The sequence below is a fragment of the Pseudomonas sp. 2024-210 genome (assembly GCF_045062345.1).
Taxonomy (GTDB): Bacteria; Pseudomonadota; Gammaproteobacteria; order Pseudomonadales; family Pseudomonadaceae; genus Aquipseudomonas.
This window is the reverse complement of the sequence record NZ_JBJGEJ010000018.1, coordinates 33,766-49,426: the sequence shown is the minus strand read 5'-3', so window position 1 is coordinate 49,426 and position 15,661 is coordinate 33,766. Positions and strand designations below refer to the sequence as shown.

The following is a 15,661-nucleotide window of genomic DNA, read 5'->3' as shown; positions in this document are numbered from 1 at the left end:
TGCGCGCCAACAAGGCTTACACTTGCGAATCCCAAATAACGACCACGCTACCGCTATATTTACCTTCCGATCTGGAAAGCATGTCCTGCACGTGGTGCTTTTGAATTTCAAAGTGCAAAGTGCCTTCGCGCCTGTCCAAATAACGGACGGGTATGAAACGTTGAGTGCCCACGCCGCTTAACAACAGTGGCTGGCGATTGACGGGTGAACCGTCTTCTCGTCCCAGGCCATTTGGCAGCGTGACGTAGAGGTCCAGCGGGACTTCGTGCAGGGATTTATTGTCGAGCAGAGCGCAGGTGTCCCCTATCACCCGTTCGCAGTGCAACTGCATTTTAAAAGGGGCGCTTGCAGAGATAAGAAACGTCTGATTGCGAAATAACTTTTCGGCCATCCTGCCCGTTTGTACCCATCGTTGCCAGCCGTCCTTGGGGACTAGTTCAATGTGATTGCCGCCGGGGGGAACTTCAACTTTCAGTGTGTGCTCAACGGTTAATACAACGTTGAGTCTCAGAGTGGGTTCGGCAGGAAACATGAGGTCGCCCATATCAAAATCCTGTTGTGGCCCTAACCCGTAACTTAGGCTGCCGACATATTCACCCGATGACATATCCAAGGGGGCTGGCGTCTTAAGTTCATAGGCAAAATCCAGGTAGTTATAACGGAACGTTGGAATGTCGTATTGAGCTTGCTTTGCGCAAACGCCTTGTTCCGGGGTCTTCCAGAAAAAGCCATATACATAGTTGTTGTATCCCCCTGATCCAGTGTAGGTGCAGGGCGCCGGAGCATACTGCCACTGTTTACCCCATAATTTCCCGTGAGCATCGTATGCGCTGACGCCTCCCCCAACTAATGGAACAACGTTCGATGTCTCATATTGTCCTCCCACCCCTTTAATTCTGATCTGAACGGTTTTTTGCTCAAGCGTTTGTCTGTGGGTGACCTGAAAGTCCCGCCACTGCGTAGGCACACTAAACATTGGGCCTTGCCGAGGGTCGGTGTGATGGGCCGCGATGGGCTGATTTGCAGTGATTCGCATGCGAACCCTGTGGCTTGACATGTTGTTGGCCGTGCAATCCCTGGTGTAATCCCGGCAGTACCCCGTGTCAGGCGTTGTGATGGTAAAAACGTTATGTTGAGGGCGCGCGGGATCGGGCCTGAACAAGGCTTGAATGTCCACTTCATAACTGTGCACGGCCGTCATATGGCTGAGGGCTGTCGCCGCGACCAGCGCGGTCAATGCCGAGCATAACAATCGATGGAAGCGGGGCCGGTTTAGCAGGGCTGAGCCATTGAACCGTGCAGCGCTGAGAATGTTCATCCCGCCACCCCTTGCTCATTGGTGGCTTGCGCAACCGTGTCGGGATGGCAGAGCACGTCACCTATTTCCAGCACGTTGTTTTGCAGGCGGCCTTTATCCGGTTCTATCCGCATTTGGCATAACAGTTGATCACCCTTGCGTACTTGCAGGGTGGGCGCATTGGCATTCATTTCCATCGAGAAAAACCCGTCCACTTCGCTGACCCCGCGGCTGGCGTGATTGATGATGTGATGGCCCTTGAGCGGGTTGCCTTGGGGGTCAATCAAACGTCCCAGGACAGTGACGGTGAATGCCACCTTGATCTTGCGGTAGTCCACGCCGCCTTTATTCAGGTGATAACGAGTTCTGGAAGGCTGGATAGCCGCAGCGGGGGCGTCTGTGCCGTCAAAATCAAAACTCACTGCGCTGTTTTTATAAGCCGTCACGGGAATGAAATTGCGCCCGGCATGCAGCAGGGTACTGCCACCGCTCATGTCATCGGCGCGCAAGGCGATGCCTTCAATATCCGATTCAACATCGATAATCATGCCCGCGCCGCGACCCTGGTACTGGCTGGTCATGACCATTTTTTCCGCGCCCACGGCTACGGTGCTGTCCAGGTTCAAGCCGCCGCTCAGATTGCCGTTGTAAGAGGACTGCTGAATAAAACCATCGCCATTGACCTGTTCGGTGGCGAAGGCGCTGCGCCCCGAGATGCCCACACCATAGGTGTCCACCGTGGCGGTGGCTGCGACGTTTTGCAGAATGTGCCCCGCAAGTTCACGGCTATAAGTGAGGGTTGCGTTGTTGTCACGGCCACCTTCGCGGTCAATACGTGAGCCGATGCTGGCTGACCAGCTTTCGCCGGGGCTGCCCAATGCCAGGCTGATACTCAAATCGAAGCCACGGTTGCGGTCATCGTTCGAGCTCAGGCTGGCGGGACGGTCGAATAGCGATAACCGCCAGTTACCGTCGCTGCCAAATAAACGCGTGCGCTGGGTCCAGCCTAGATCAAGCCCGTAGCCCAGGGTGTAGCCATCACTATGGGAGACACGGGCATTGACGCTGCTCTTGGGGTTAAGACGGTGATTCAGTGAGAGTGAGGCGTTGCTGGTCTGGCCAATAAACACGGCACGTTGGCGAAACCAGGTGCCATCGGGCAATGTTTCATAAGTATTGCGCGTATCGAGCCAGCTACGGGTGTGGCTGAACACCACGCTGCCATTGCCGTAGCTGTAAAGCCCGTTCAGATCAACGCCGGTGCCGTAGTCCTGGGTCTCATAAACATTGGCAAAGACACTGGCGTTGGTGCCCAGTGTCCAGTCTATGGAGGTTCCCACTTGCAGCGTGTTTTTGACCTGCCTGGAGGACAGTCCCAAGACCACGCGGGGGTGCGCCAGATAGTTAAGTGATGCCCCTGTTGTGAGCGAGCCGCTGGCTTGGTGTTCCCAGTTACTGAACAGCTTGCTTTCACGCCCGGCAAATACGTTATAGCGCCAGCGCTGATCGTGGTTGCGCCAGTTGTTGGGCTTGTACACCAGTTCGGGAGTGGCGCTGGTGATCTGACCGTCTTCGATCAGTCGTACCTCGACCTCATAGATGCCACCCGGCAAGGGGCGCGTGTCCAAACTTTGCAAACCGGGCGCCACGCGCTGGGTATTGATCAGTAAACCATTGCGCAAGATCTCCACGGTGCCTTGGCGATTGGCCGTGATGGACAGTGGATAAATACTCGGCTGGGGGTTGAAAATCGCCAGGCTGTCCGAGCTTCCCACCATCACGCCCACTGCCGTGTCGGGATTGGCCCCGAAAGTGCGTATCTGCCGTGTCAGTCCCTCGGCGCTCGGTGTGAAATACCCCAAGCGTACAAAATGACCTTCCAGCTCACGCTGGGTAAAGGCTTCATGGATGGCATGCTGCAGCCTGCTGTCGTCGGGGCCGCCCTGACGCGAGAGTTGCAGATTCAACCCTTGAGTCCATTTGCCCACGCTGCTGCTGGCTTCCACTGCGTAGCGACCGCTCAGGCTTTCTTCTTGACCGCCCGCCAGGTTCAGTTGATGACGTACGATTAACCCGCTACTGCCGTTGAGCGGCAAGTCGTAATAGCGCGGGGTCTGATCGTCGCGTTCGGCCTGTCGGGTCAGCAACGACACCAACGAATTACTCAGGTTGTAATGCACCTCCAGCAATTGTTCAGGGCAGTCCTTGAGACACGCACCCAACTGGACACCTTTTTTCAAGTAGTGCGCCCACGTATCACGCTCGTCGTCCGAGACCTGGCTGGCATCTTGATCGGTGAATTCAAGGAGCGTCAGTTGGTTATCGCGCGTCAGCACAATAGAGGCTTCGCCCACTCGTTGTTGATCGCGTTCAACCATCACGGCCAAGGGCACGTCAAACAAGTGCTCCTCGAAATCAGCGGGTAAGCCTTTGGTTTGGGCCAGCACATTGCTCGGCGATGTACCTTTGACGGCACTGGCAGCCCATGCGGAAGCACTCCAAAAAAATACAAGTGTCGCCGCGATGTGAGTCATCGTGACCATGCAGGCAGTACTCAGGTTTTCAGTATCTGGCGGTGAGTGCGACAGAAACGTTTGGCCACGTGAGCGGTGACCAAACGCATCGTACTCAGTGATGAACCACAAACGGTTCGGGTTCAGGGATTCATGGCACGCGGGGCACATTGTCAAAAATGACAGTGTACGAAGCGGTATACAGTCCGGACACGTCAGCGCCCGGCGTGGCGGGGACAATATCCATATTGGCGTGGATACCGACGGTTGAAGCATCGTCGGTGACGACTTCCTTCGGTGTCCCCGTCAGAACTACACCGTTAAAGCTCGTTGTCAGCGCAATATTCTGATCCATATTGCCGTTGAACAACGGGATTGGGCCTCCTTCTATGTAGGCATGCACGGAACCGTCTGTATTTTTCACGCTGTACATCTGACGCAAGCTGCTCAATGAGCCAGACAAAGGGTTGTAGTTAAGTGTTTCATCCCGGCCGAACTCCGGATTGGCGGGCAAGACATGGAATGATTGGGTCGGTATCTGTGCCTTGATATTTATTACGCTGCTGGCGTCACGTTCTGCCCAGGCAGCGGGCGTGACAATCAATAACGCCAACAGTGAACGTGAAACATGAGGGGCGGTTTTAGTAAGCATGATGTCGTCCTGTCAGAGAGATGAGTAATCGTGATAGTTGAAAGGGTGTTGAGTTAGGGGTCATTGAAAGAACAAGTGCGCAACACAATGAGTGCGGCGCTCAAGTATTAGTTGTTCTTTCAATGCCTCAAAAGTATCGCAGGATTATTGTTGTGACCAGTAAAAGCGGTGTAGTAAGAGTCGTCATTCAGTGTAGGAATTATCTTGCTTATAGCGAAAGAAAATTCCCAGAACACAGTTTAAATGTCTAGCGTGTAAATAATAATTCAATTAAAACAAGGGGTTGCGATGGCGAGTAAAGTTAGTCTGCGCAAGTAAAGTTTGGAATTAATAAGTTGTAAAAATGTTTCTTTATGTAATTATATTTACGTTATATCGCAGTATTATTTTTGTGTTATAGCGCGTTATAAAAGACGTGTTTGCGCCTTGGTGAAGACTGCATCACATCTTTAAAGTATCGGCTGAATGGGGCTTGAGTTGGAACTTCAGCTGTGTTTAAAGTTCAGTCTTATTTGCCGTGGAAGATATAATCATGCAGAGCCCACATCATTATCTTAATGAAAAGGAATTAAAGGATGGACTCGAGAACCGGGCCGGGCGTGAACGCAGCAGTCGTAGCCCGAGAGTGTTTGCGGCGGGGGATTTGAAACTTTTGTTATTGGCACTGATTGCCGAGCACCCCCGTCACGGGTATGACTTGATTCAATACATCGAGGCATTGTTTGAGGGGGCTTACAGTCCAAGTCCTGGTGTGATTTATCCGACCTTGTCTTTTCTGGAAGCCAAGCAGTGGGTACACATCAACGTGGACGGTGAAAAAAAATGCTACAGCATCACTGAAGCCGGACTTCGCACCTTAAATCGTCAGGAGGTGGCGCTGGAAGGTGTGCGCATGCGCATTGAAGTCAGCCGGCGATCTTTGCGCACACAAGATCGGCCGGCGGAAATACACGAAGCCGTCCACAACCTGCGCCATGCCTTGCAACTGCATCCGGGGCATTGGAGCCCTGCGGAAATCAAGCGGGTGCATAACTTGCTCAACAACACAGCCAAGGCCATTGCGGATGGGCCGCAGGAGCCACACAACGTGTTCACAGGGGAGTGAGTCTTGACAGTCCATACATGACCCGAAACGGGTGGCCTGCGAGGTGTGCTCAGCGGTCTTTAAACAAAGGCCCGGCACCGCAGGCAAGACCCTCCTGACACGTCCGGGCCAGACGTTGTGCTTAGTCTCAATGGACGATGATCCCCTCACTGCGCATTCCCATACTGCTCCCATGCCTTAGGCCATTTCAGGAGCACCTGTGATCAGCGCAACCCACACTGCATTTCACACCGCCATCGACGCCGGCGTCGCTGAGTTGGTGATTGATCGGCCCCCCGTCAATGCGCTTAATAGCCAGCAATGGCTTGACCTTGCGCAAACGATTGAGGCCTTGGGCGCCAACCCGCAAGTACGCGTTATCGTGATCCGGGCCGAGGGCCGGGGTTTCTGCGCAGGCGTCGATATCAAGGAACTGGACGCCAACCCCGAACTGATCGTACAGGTCAATGCCGGTAACTACGCCACTTTCAAGGCGGTGCATCGTAATCCGGTGCCGGTGATTGTGGCCGTCCACGGCTTTGTACTGGGCGGCGGAATTGGCATTACCGGGGCAGCCGACATCGTCGTGGCCTCCGATTGCGCCACCTTCGCCTTGCCCGAAGTTGACCGCGGCGCCATGGGCGGCGGGGCGCACTTGCAGCGCCTGTTTCCGGTGCAAAAAGTCCGTTATCTGTTCTTCACCGGCGACAAGATCGGTGCCGTGCAAGCCCAGCAATACGGCTTTATCGAGCGCGTCGTGCCCCGTGAGCAATTACGCGAAACCGCGTTGCAAATCGCCCACAAAATCGCCAGCAAAAGCCCGGCCATGATCCGCATCGCCAAAGAGGCGCTCAACGGTATCGAAGACGGCAACCTGGAAGATAAATACCGCTGGGAGCAGGGTTTTACGTTACAGGCCTACACCTGTGCGGACTCCGCTGAAACCCGCCGCGCTTTTGTTGAAAAACGCGACGCTGCGTTCTGAGGAGCTGACGATGGACCTGACTTACTCCCCGAAACAAAAGGCGTTCCGACAGGAAGTGCGTCAATGGCTGGCCGCTAATCTGCCTACTCGCCCATTAGCCAGTTATGACACCCGCGAAGGCTTTGAGCAGCACCGTCAGTGGGAAGCCAAGCTCTTTGAGAACCGCCTGTCGATGGTCATGTGGCCCACCGATCTGGGTGGGCGTGGCTGCGATCTGATTGAGTGGTTAATTTTCGAGGAAGAATATTACGGTGCCGGTGCACCCATGCGGGTTAACCAGAACGGTCAGTTGCTGCTCGGCACGACCTTGATGGAGTTCGGCACTGAGGAGCAAAAAAAGCGCTTTCTGCCGCGCATGGCTGCCAGTGCTGATATGTGGGCTCAAGGCTGGTCTGAGCCGAACGCCGGTTCTGACATGGCTGCCATCACCAGTAAAGCCACTCGTGTGGGTGACGAGTACGTGCTCAATGGACAGAAAACCTGGTCGACCCGGGCGATTTTTGCCGACTGGCTGTTTGGCTTGTTCCGCAGCGATCCGGCGTCCAGCCGCCATCATGGTTTGTCGTTTGTCATGGTGCCGCTCAATGCGCCGGGCGTGACGGTGCGTCCGATCAAGGCACTGAACGGTAAAGATGCCTTTGCCGAAGTGTTTTTTGATGACGTGCGCATCCCGCTGCAAAACCGTATTGGCGATGAAGGGCAGGGCTGGCACGTCGCGATGGCCACAGCGGGGTTTGAACGGGGCTTGCTGTTGCGTTCGCCCGCCCGCTTTCAGTACACCGCACGCAAGTTGGTTGAGTTGTATCAAAGCCATCGCGCCAGTGCCGATCGTGACCCGACGTTGAGCGAGGCGGTGTGCAAGGCGTGGTCGGACGCTCAGGCCTATGCCTTGTCCGCCTATCACACGGTGGGGCGCCTGAACCGGGGTGCGCAGATTGGTGCCGAGTCGAGCATCAATAAAATCATCTGGTCGGAACTTGACCTGCGCATGCACGAAACCGCCATGCGCATTCTCGGTGCCCACGGCGAACTGACCGGGCAATTGGACGGTGGGTACAACTGGCTCGAAGGCTTTTTGTTTGCTCAGGCAGGGCCTATTTACGCGGGCACTAACGAGATCCAGCGCAACATCATCGCCGAGCGCATGCTCGGTCTGCCGAAGTGAGGCCGGGAATGGACTTTACCTTTACCGAAGACCAGCAAACGTTTCGCGAAGCCATCAGCCGTTTTTTGATGACTGAAGCCGCCCCCGAAATGCTCCGCGAAATCTGGGAAACCGATCTCGGTCGTTCGCCGAACTTGCGCAACAAGATTGCAGCGCAGGGTTTGACTGCGCTTTCCGTGCCCGAAGCCTACGGCGGTTTGGGCATGGATGATGTGGCGTGGGCGTTGATGACCCAGGAACTGGGCTACTACGCCATTCCCGATTCACTCAGCGACACCGCGTACGTGGCCAGCGCGATGATTGCCGGTTTGTCACAGGACACCGCCACTCGCACCGAATGGCTGAGCGGCATTGCTGATGGCAGCCTGCGCATTGCGATTGGTCACCCGGTGAACCCGCTGGTGGCCGATGCGGCTCACGCGGATTTGCTGCTGTTGGCTCAGGGCGACGAAGTCCACGTGGTGCCTCGCAGCGAGGTCGATGTGCATCCCCTCAGCAGCCTGGATGCCTCACGGCGTCTGGCCCGCGTCAGTTGGCAGTCGAGCACGTCATCGCTGGTGGCCGACGGCCCTTCGGGTCGCCATTTATGGGCGCAAACCCTGAACCGGGGGGCGCTGTCGGTGGCGGGGCAATTGCTTGGTCTGGCTCAGCGCATGCTTGACCTCTCGGTGGATTACGCCGCGCAGCGCAAACAGTTCGGCAAGCCGATAGGCAGTTTTCAAGCGGTCAAACATCACTTGGCCGATGTGGCCACGCAGATCGAGTTTGCCAAGCCGGTGTTGTATCGCGCTGCTTACGCGCTGGCTCACGGTGAGCAATATGCCAGTGTGTGGGTCTCGCAAGCACGTCTGGCGTGCTGTGAGGCCAGCTGGCTGGCGGCCCGCCAAGGCATTCAGGTGCACGGCGCCATGGGTTACACCTGGGAAGTTGACCTGCAAATGTTCATGAAGCGCGCGTGGGCGCTGGACAACGCCTGGGGCGATCGTGCCCTGCATAAAAGACGCGTGGCTGACCACGTACTCAGCGGTGCTGCGCCTCTGGGCCCAGGCCACACCTTCGAGGATTGATGATGCCCCAAGCCTATATTGTTGATGCCTTGCGCAGCCCGACCGGCAAGCGTAAAGGCGGGTTGGCCCATGTGCATGCGATAGACCTGGGCGCCCATGTGCTTAAAGCACTGGTGGAACGCAATCAGATCCCTGCCGACGAATACGACGATGTGATTTTTGGTTGCGTTGACACCATTGGCTCGCAGGCCGGGGACATTGCCCGCACCAGTTGGCTGGCGGCGGGCCTGGCGCTCAACGTACCGGGCACCACCATTGACCGACAGTGCGGTTCATCGCAGCAAGCGCTGCACTTTGCCGCGCAAGCCGTGATGAGCGGGACCCAGGATGTGATTGCGGTGGGTGGGGTGCAAACCATGACCCAGATCCCGATTTCATCAGCGATGTTGGCGGGGCAGCCGCTGGGGTTCAGTGATCCGTTTTCCGGCAGCAAGGGCTGGCAGGCGCGATTTGGCAACCAGCCGGTCAATCAGTTTTACGCAGCGCAGCGCATCGCCGATCACTGGCAGATCAGTCGCCAACAGATGGAAGCCTATGCGCTGGAAAGTCATCGTCGCGCGCTGGACGCGATTGCCGGGCGCCGCTTTGTCAATGAAATCGTGCCCTGCGAAGGCGTTTGGGACGATGAAACACCGCGTCAGACCAGTCTGGCCAAAATGGCTGAACTGGAGCCAGTGTCCGCTGAGTTCCCGTCGATCACCGCGGCTGTTTCCAGTCAGACCTGTGACGCCTCGGCCGCTTTACTGGTGGTCTCCGAGGCGGCGCTCAAGCGCTATAACCTGACGCCCAGAGCCCGCATCCACCACCTGTGCGTGATGGGCGACGATCCGATCTGGCACCTCACTGCACCCATTGCGGCCACGCGCATGGCCTTGAAAAAGGCCGGCATGCGCATGCAAGACATCGACCTCGTGGAAATTAACGAAGCCTTTGCCTCCGTGGTGATGGCATGGGCCAAGGAGCTGGATTACGACCCGGCTCGCACCAATGCCAATGGCGGCGCCATTGCGCTGGGGCACCCGTTGGGCGCCAGTGGTGCCCGGTTGATGACCAGCTTGCTCAATCAGTTGGAGCGCACTGGCGGCCGTTATGGTTTGCAGACCATGTGCGAAGGCGGCGGGCAAGCCAACGTAACCATCATTGAGCGTCTTTAGGAGTAACGAGATGGCCATTTGTGAAGGACGTACCGTGATTATCACCGGCGCGGGGGGGGGCTTGGGCCGCGCCTATGCGCTGGCGTTTGCCGAACAGGGCGCCAATGTGGTGGTCAATGACATTCGCCGTGAAGCGGCCGAAGAGGTGGTGGGCGAGATTCGCCAGCGCGGCGGGCAGGCGATTGCCAATGCCGACGACATCACCACGGTTGCGACGGCGCAGTTGATTGTCGATGCCGCACTGGCCGCGTTTGGTGAAGTCCATGTCGTGGTTAACAACGCCGGGATCTTGCGCGACCGGATGTTTATCAGCCTCGGCGAAGACGATTGGGATGCGGTGATGCGCGTGCACCTCAAGGGGCATTTTTGTCTGGCCAATATTCTGGGCAAGCGATGGCGCGATCAGGCCAAGGCCGGGCACCCCGTGGACGCGCGGATTATCAATACCAGCTCCGGTGCGGGTTTGCAGGGCTCGGTGGGACAGTCCAATTACAGTGCGGCCAAAGGTGGGATTGCCGCGTTGACGTTGGTGCAAGCGGCCGAGCTGGCGCGTTATGGCGTCACGGCTAATGCGTTGGCCCCGGCGGCGCGCACCTCGATGACTGAAAGTGCGATGCCGGACGTTGTGAAAAAGCCGGATGACGGCGGGTTTGATGCCTGGGCGCCAGAAAACGTCGCGCCGTTGGTGGTGTGGCTGGGCAGCAGCCTGTCGCGGGATGTGACCGGGCAAATCATTGAGAGTCAGGGCGGGCGGCTGTCGCTGGGCGATGGCTGGCGTACGGGCGTGACCCGTGACAAGGGCGCGCAGTGGCAGCCTGAAGAAGTGGGCGTGGCCATGAGCCAGATATTAGCTGAAGCGCCCAAGCCGCAAAGGGTTTGGGGCAGCTGAGACGGCTGAACCCTGGCCCTCACCCCAGCCCTCTCCCAGAGGGAGAGGGGGCTAAAAGCGGATCTGCTTTTGCCTTTAGTCCCCTCTCCCTCTGGGAGAGGGCTAGGGTGAGGGGCTTTTGTTTGCCATCACAATAAGAGAATTCAACCATGAGACAAGCACCTCCCTACGTCCCCGGCCACCAGCTTTTGGCCGGCAAGTCGATCCTGATCACCGCCGCAGCCGGTGCCGGTATCGGCTATGCCGCCGCCAAACGCTGCGCCGAAGAAGGCTGTCGCGCCTTGATGATTTCCGATATTCACCCGCGTCGCCTCGAAGAAGCCGTTGAGCGCCTAAAGGCCGAAACCGGCCTGCAAGCCGTCTACGGCCAACTGTGCAACGTCACGGTTGAAACCGACGTACAAGCCCTGGTTGCCGCCGCCGAAGACGCCTTGGGCGGCGTCGATGTACTGATCAACAACGCCGGGCTGGGCGGCCAGGTGCGCCTCACCGAGATGACCGATCAACAGTGGTCTTCAGTGCTCGACATCACCCTCACCGGCACTATGCGCATGACCCGCGCCATGCTGCCGCATATGGAGCGTCGTGGCGCCGGGGCCATCGTCAATAACGCCTCGGTACTGGGCTGGCGGGCGCAAAAAGAACAGGCCCATTACGCTGCGGCCAAGGCCGGCGTGATGGCGCTGACCCGTTGCAGCGCGTTGGAAGCTGCCGAGAGCGGCGTGCGGATCAATGCCGTCGCGCCGTCGATTGCATTGCATGACTTTCTGAAAAAAGCCTCAAGCAGCGAGCTGCTCGAACAACTGACCAGCCGCGAAGCCTTTGGTCGCGCGGCAGAAGTGTGGGAAGTGGCCAACGTCATGGTGTTTTTGGCCAGCGATTACGCCTCTTATATGGTCGGTGAAGTGTTGCCGGTCAGTTCGCAGCAGGCGTGAGGTGAACCCATGAGCACACTCTTCAGCAGTGCCGCGCAATTGCTTGACGCCCAGGGGCAGGATTTGGGCCGTACCGACTGGCTTGAACTGACACAGGAGCGGGTCAACCTGTTCGCCGAAGCCACGGGCGATCACCAGTGGATTCATGTCGACCCTGAGCGAGCGGCCAGCGGCCCGTTTGGTGCCTGCATTGCCCACGGCTACCTGACGCTGGCACTGGCCAATCTGTTTATGCCGCAATTGATGCAGTTCGCCAATCTGGCCATGGGGGTCAATTACGGCAGTGACCGCTTGCGCTTTCCGGCGGTGGTCAAAGTCGGCTCGCGGGTGCGCGGGCACGGCCAGATCATTCAGGTCGAGGCGCTCGGAGCGGCCTTGCAGGCGGTGGTGCGCATCAGTGTCGAAATCGAAGGCAGCGAGCGTCCCGGCTGTGTGGTGGACACCATCAGTCGTTACACCTTCAACTCTATTGAACAGTGAGTGATGAACATGAACCTGAATGACGTAGTGATCGTCTCCACGGCCCGTACGGCCCTGACCAAGTCCTTCCGTGGCTCGTTCAACGACACTGAAGCCCCGGTGCTCGGTGGCCATGTGGTGCGTGCGGTGGTTGAGCGCGCCGGCATCGAGCCGGGTTCTGTCGAGGACGTGATCATGGGCGCTGCGGCGCAACAAGGCACCCAGGGCTACAACATTGGTCGCTTGTGCGCCAATACCGGTGGTTTGCCGAACACTGTGCCGGGCATGGCCATTGACCGTATGTGCGCCTCGGGGTTGATGAGTATCGGGGTGGCAGCCAAAGGCATCATGACCGGCGAAATGTCGATTGCGGTCGCGGGCGGTGTCGAGTCGCTGTCATTGACTCAAAATAAATACAAAAACACCTACCGGGCGCAGTCCGAAGCGGTACTGGCGTGCATGCCCACGGCGTATATTCCGATGCTCGAAACCGCCGAGATCGTGGCTCGGCGTTACAACATCAGCCGCGAAGTGCAGGACCAGTACTCCTTGCAAAGCCAGCAGCGAACGGCAGCCGCACAGGTCGCCGGGCTGTTTGCCGAAGAGATTGTGCCCTTGGCCGCGCGCAAGCTGTGCTTTGACAAGGAAGGCAAGCCCAGTGGCCATCAAGAAGTCGTGGCCGACCGTGACGAATGCAATCGCCCCTCGACCACCCTTGAAGACCTGGCCGCGTTGAAACCCGTGTGGAAAGACGGCCAATGGGTGCAGCAGGGCGAGTTCATTACCGCTGGCAACGCTTCGCAATTCTCCGACGGCGCTGCCGCCGTCTTGTTGATGAGCCGCGCCGAGGCCAAACAGCGCGGGATCGAAGCGCTGGGCATTTATCGCGGGATCGCGGTCAGTGGTTGTGCACCGGAAGAAATGGGCATTGGCCCGGTGTTTGCCATTCCCAAATTGCTTAAGCGCTTCGGCCTGACGGTGTCGGATATCGACTTGTGGGAGATCAACGAAGCGTTCGCCTGCCAAGTGGTTTACTGCCGCGACTTTTTGCAGATTCCCAATGACCGCCTGAACGTCAACGGCGGGGCGATTTCCATTGGCCATCCGTTCGGTATGTCCGGGGCGCGAATGGTCGGCCACAGCCTGTTGGAAGGACGGCGCCGGGGCGCGCGGTTTGTGGTGGTGGCCATGTGCATTGGTGGCGGCATGGGCGCGGCGGGGTTGTTTGAGTTGAGTTGAGAAGGTGGCCGTGGTCATCGCGGGACGCTGAAGAGATTTATTTCAACCTTTTACGGTATAACGGCCCATACGTTTTTTCTAAGGGCGATCCGTTATGCAGAACCCGTCACAACGGCCGCTGTGGAAGATCTATCTGATCTTCCTGGCGCCGATGGTGCTGTCCAACTTCCTGCAAAGCTTTTCAGGCACGCTTAATGGGATTTATGTCGGGCAATTGCTCGGCACTCAGGCGCTGGCGGCCGTGTCGGGGATGTTCCCTATCGTGTTTTTCTTTATCGCGCTGGTGATTGGTCTTGGCGCCGGGGCGTCGGTGTTGATCGGTCAGGCATGGGGGGCGGGCGAAACGTCGCTGGTGAAGAAAGTCACCGGCGCCACGTTGACCCTGGGGGCGATCATTGGACTGGTGGCAGCGGTACTGGGCAGCTTTTTGGCTCGCCCTGCACTGCAGGGGCTGGGCACTCCGATCGACGTGCTGGAAGACGCCGTGGCCTATGCGCGGGTGATGATGCTGATCATGCCGCTCTTGCTGGTCTTTATTCTGTTCACGCAACTGTTGAGGGGCATCAGTGACACGGTTTCGCCTTTGCTGGCGTTGATCGTGTCAACGGCCGTAGGCCTGTTGCTGACCCCGGCGTTGATCCTCGGCTGGTTGGGCATCGCGCCCATGGGCATCCAAAGCGCGGCATTGGCCGGACTGGTGGGCAATGCCCTGGCGATGGGTTTTTTGGTGCTGCGTCTGCGCCACAAACGCAGTGCAATGGCCCCGGATCGCGAACTCTTTGCGGCGTTGCGTCTGGACTGGGCCATTTTGAAAAAAGTCTTGCGCATCGGCTTGCCGACCGGGGTGCAGATGGTGGTGCTGTCGCTTTCCGAGTTGGTCATTCTGGCATTGGTCAACAGCCATGGCTCCTCCGCCACGGCTGCCTACGGTGCGGTCACGCAGATCGTCAACTATGTGCAGTTCCCGGCATTGTCGATAGCCATCACGGCGTCGATCCTGGGGGCGCAAGCGATCGGGGGAGGGCACATAGAGCGTATCGGCCCGATCCTGCGCACCGGTCTGCTCATCAATCTTTGCCTGACCGGTGCGTTGGTGCTCTTGGGTTATGGATTGTCCAACTGGCTGTTGGGGCTGTTCATCACCGATGTAGAAGCGCTGATCAGGGCAGAGCACCTTTTGCACATCATGCTCTGGAGCGTTCTGGTGTTTGGCTTTCAAGCCGTCATCGGCGGGATCATGCGGGCCAGCGGCGTGGTAGTGGTGCCCATGGGTATCACCTTGTTTTGTGTGCTGTGCATTGAGTTACCCGTGGCCTATGCCCTGGATGCCCATTTTGGTCTTCAAGGGGTGTGGATGGCGTTCCCTGTGACCTATATCGCTATGCTGGTTCTGCAAACCGCGTATTACCGGCTGGTCTGGAGGCACAAGCAAATACAGCGCCTGATTTAAGCGACCCCTGATCGCAGAGGCGGTTTTTCAGTTTGAGCCTTGAGTGAAGACCTCTGTGACACTTCGCCGACGCGCATTCTGTTCGCTGGCTTTGATCAAGGCTTCAAGGTCTTCAGGGGTTACATCGATGAAGGCTTCCATCTGCTCCAGTGCTTTTTGCAAGTCCTGTGCAGTAATTCCCGGATCGCCGGCAGCGGCCGGGGCCGCAGTGACGGCAGCGGTTTCCGATTTTTTCGGGTAGCGCACCCGTGTCAGGTTGTTATAGGCCATCGCCGATACCAGCATGCACGCCGCCGCCAACATTACCGGTTCCAGCACGGCCCAGCCCAGACGGGCACTGGCCGGGTCTGCCAGCACGACCAGCAGGCTCAGCGCCCCGGCCGGGGGGTGCAGGCAACGCAACAGGCACATGGCAATCAGGCTCACGCCCACGGCCAGGCACGCGCTGTTCAGGTTGCGGCCCAAAAAGTACACCACGACCAATGAGACCAGCGTGGCGCAGAAATAGCCGCCCAGAATCGACCAGGGTTGCGCCAGAGCGCCTGAAGAGACGGCAAACAACAATACGGCTGATGCGCCCAATGGACCGATCAGGTGCATGGCGACCGGCAGCCCGAAAAAAAGGCTGCAGACCCAGACACTCAGCAGGGTGCCCAGCGAGACGCCGATGGCGGCACGGCTCCATTCGGTAGGTCGGGTATGGGTAGAAGCAGGTAACAGCCTGCTGATCCAGCGGGTTTGCATGGCGATGACAATCCGGTTTCGATGAGTG

Annotated in this window: 14 protein-coding genes; 10 read left to right on the top strand and 4 right to left on the bottom strand. The window is 57.9% G+C overall.

Features of this window, described 5'->3' with window-relative positions; genetic code table 11:
* Positions 1-16: 16 nt before the first annotated feature.
* From ACI7MX_RS19950 to ACI7MX_RS19940, 3 genes are all read right to left on the bottom strand, one after another.
* On the bottom strand, positions 17-1,318 hold the full coding sequence (locus tag ACI7MX_RS19950) for a hypothetical protein (protein WP_405590918.1): 1,302 nt from the start codon (positions 1,316-1,318) through the stop codon (positions 17-19).
* Positions 1,315-3,840 carry a CS1-pili formation C-terminal domain-containing protein gene (locus tag ACI7MX_RS19945; RefSeq protein ID WP_314483344.1) on the bottom strand — a complete coding sequence of 842 codons (2,526 nt, stop codon included), beginning with the start codon at positions 3,838-3,840 and terminating at the stop codon, positions 1,315-1,317. The genes ACI7MX_RS19950 and ACI7MX_RS19945 overlap by 4 nt, the downstream gene beginning before the upstream one ends.
* A gap of 121 nt (positions 3,841-3,961) precedes the next feature.
* The gene (locus ACI7MX_RS19940; RefSeq protein ID WP_314483346.1) at positions 3,962-4,462 is read right to left on the bottom strand and encodes a CS1 type fimbrial major subunit; all 501 of its coding nucleotides are present in this window, start codon (positions 4,460-4,462) and stop codon (positions 3,962-3,964) included.
* 532 nt (positions 4,463-4,994) lie between these two features.
* Between ACI7MX_RS19940 and ACI7MX_RS19935 the strand changes: the two genes are divergently transcribed.
* The 10 genes from ACI7MX_RS19935 (at position 4,995) to ACI7MX_RS19890 (ending at position 14,889) form a co-directional block, all read left to right on the top strand.
* On the top strand, positions 4,995-5,567 hold the full coding sequence (locus ACI7MX_RS19935; RefSeq protein ID WP_314483348.1) for a PadR family transcriptional regulator: 573 nt from the start codon (positions 4,995-4,997) through the stop codon (positions 5,565-5,567).
* A 199-nt stretch (positions 5,568-5,766) separates the two neighbouring features.
* Positions 5,767-6,531: an enoyl-CoA hydratase family protein gene (locus tag ACI7MX_RS19930; protein WP_314483350.1), complete on the top strand. Its 765-nt coding sequence runs from the start codon at positions 5,767-5,769 to the stop codon at positions 6,529-6,531.
* Positions 6,532-6,541: 10 nt separating this feature from the next.
* Positions 6,542-7,696 (top strand): acyl-CoA dehydrogenase family protein, encoded by a 1,155-nt coding sequence (locus ACI7MX_RS19925; protein WP_405590924.1) that lies wholly within the window; start codon positions 6,542-6,544, stop codon positions 7,694-7,696.
* 8 nt (positions 7,697-7,704) lie between these two features.
* Positions 7,705-8,763, top strand: a complete 1,059-nt coding sequence (locus ACI7MX_RS19920; protein WP_405590927.1) for an acyl-CoA dehydrogenase family protein — start codon at positions 7,705-7,707, stop codon at positions 8,761-8,763.
* 2 nt (positions 8,764-8,765) lie between these two features.
* Positions 8,766-9,917 carry an acetyl-CoA C-acetyltransferase gene (locus ACI7MX_RS19915; RefSeq protein WP_314483355.1) on the top strand — a complete coding sequence of 384 codons (1,152 nt, stop codon included), beginning with the start codon at positions 8,766-8,768 and terminating at the stop codon, positions 9,915-9,917.
* A 10-nt stretch (positions 9,918-9,927) separates the two neighbouring features.
* Positions 9,928-10,806 carry an SDR family oxidoreductase gene (locus tag ACI7MX_RS19910; protein WP_405590931.1) on the top strand — a complete coding sequence of 293 codons (879 nt, stop codon included), beginning with the start codon at positions 9,928-9,930 and terminating at the stop codon, positions 10,804-10,806.
* 149 nt (positions 10,807-10,955) lie between these two features.
* Positions 10,956-11,741, top strand: coding sequence for an SDR family oxidoreductase (locus ACI7MX_RS19905; RefSeq protein ID WP_405590934.1), 786 nt, complete (start codon positions 10,956-10,958; stop codon positions 11,739-11,741).
* A gap of 9 nt (positions 11,742-11,750) precedes the next feature.
* Positions 11,751-12,221, top strand: a complete 471-nt coding sequence (locus ACI7MX_RS19900; protein ID WP_405590937.1) for a MaoC family dehydratase — start codon at positions 11,751-11,753, stop codon at positions 12,219-12,221.
* 9 nt (positions 12,222-12,230) lie between these two features.
* On the top strand, positions 12,231-13,439 hold the full coding sequence (locus ACI7MX_RS19895) for an acetyl-CoA C-acyltransferase (RefSeq protein ID WP_314483363.1): 1,209 nt from the start codon (positions 12,231-12,233) through the stop codon (positions 13,437-13,439).
* A gap of 94 nt (positions 13,440-13,533) precedes the next feature.
* Entirely contained in the window at positions 13,534-14,889 is a 1,356-nt protein-coding gene (locus ACI7MX_RS19890) for an MATE family efflux transporter (RefSeq protein WP_314483365.1), read from the top strand.
* A gap of 27 nt (positions 14,890-14,916) precedes the next feature.
* On the opposite strand, the gene ACI7MX_RS19885 is transcribed toward ACI7MX_RS19890, so the two are convergent.
* A complete protein-coding gene (locus tag ACI7MX_RS19885; protein ID WP_405590941.1) occupies positions 14,917-15,633 on the bottom strand; it encodes an HPP family protein in 717 nt (238 codons plus the stop codon).
* Between the last annotated feature and the right edge of the window lie 28 nt (positions 15,634-15,661).

Excerpts from the sequence above, each read along its gene's own strand:
- ACI7MX_RS19950 (WP_405590918.1), bottom strand. The coding sequence starts at position 1,318 with ATGAACATTCTCAGCGCTGCACGGTTCAATGGCTCAGCCCTGCTAAAC.
- ACI7MX_RS19945 (WP_314483344.1), bottom strand. The coding sequence starts at position 3,840 with ATGGTCACGATGACTCACATCGCGGCGACACTTGTATTTTTTTGGAGT.
- ACI7MX_RS19940 (WP_314483346.1), bottom strand. The coding sequence starts at position 4,462 with ATGCTTACTAAAACCGCCCCTCATGTTTCACGTTCACTGTTGGCGTTA.
- ACI7MX_RS19935 (WP_314483348.1), top strand. The coding sequence starts at position 4,995 with ATGCAGAGCCCACATCATTATCTTAATGAAAAGGAATTAAAGGATGGA.
- ACI7MX_RS19925 (WP_405590924.1), top strand. The coding sequence starts at position 6,542 with ATGGACCTGACTTACTCCCCGAAACAAAAGGCGTTCCGACAGGAAGTG.
- ACI7MX_RS19920 (WP_405590927.1), top strand. The coding sequence starts at position 7,705 with ATGGACTTTACCTTTACCGAAGACCAGCAAACGTTTCGCGAAGCCATC.
- ACI7MX_RS19915 (WP_314483355.1), top strand. The coding sequence starts at position 8,766 with ATGCCCCAAGCCTATATTGTTGATGCCTTGCGCAGCCCGACCGGCAAG.
- ACI7MX_RS19910 (WP_405590931.1), top strand. The coding sequence starts at position 9,928 with ATGGCCATTTGTGAAGGACGTACCGTGATTATCACCGGCGCGGGGGGG.
- ACI7MX_RS19905 (WP_405590934.1), top strand. The coding sequence starts at position 10,956 with ATGAGACAAGCACCTCCCTACGTCCCCGGCCACCAGCTTTTGGCCGGC.
- ACI7MX_RS19900 (WP_405590937.1), top strand. The coding sequence starts at position 11,751 with ATGAGCACACTCTTCAGCAGTGCCGCGCAATTGCTTGACGCCCAGGGG.
- ACI7MX_RS19895 (WP_314483363.1), top strand. The coding sequence starts at position 12,231 with ATGAACCTGAATGACGTAGTGATCGTCTCCACGGCCCGTACGGCCCTG.
- ACI7MX_RS19890 (WP_314483365.1), top strand. The coding sequence starts at position 13,534 with ATGCAGAACCCGTCACAACGGCCGCTGTGGAAGATCTATCTGATCTTC.
- ACI7MX_RS19885 (WP_405590941.1), bottom strand. The coding sequence starts at position 15,633 with ATGCAAACCCGCTGGATCAGCAGGCTGTTACCTGCTTCTACCCATACC.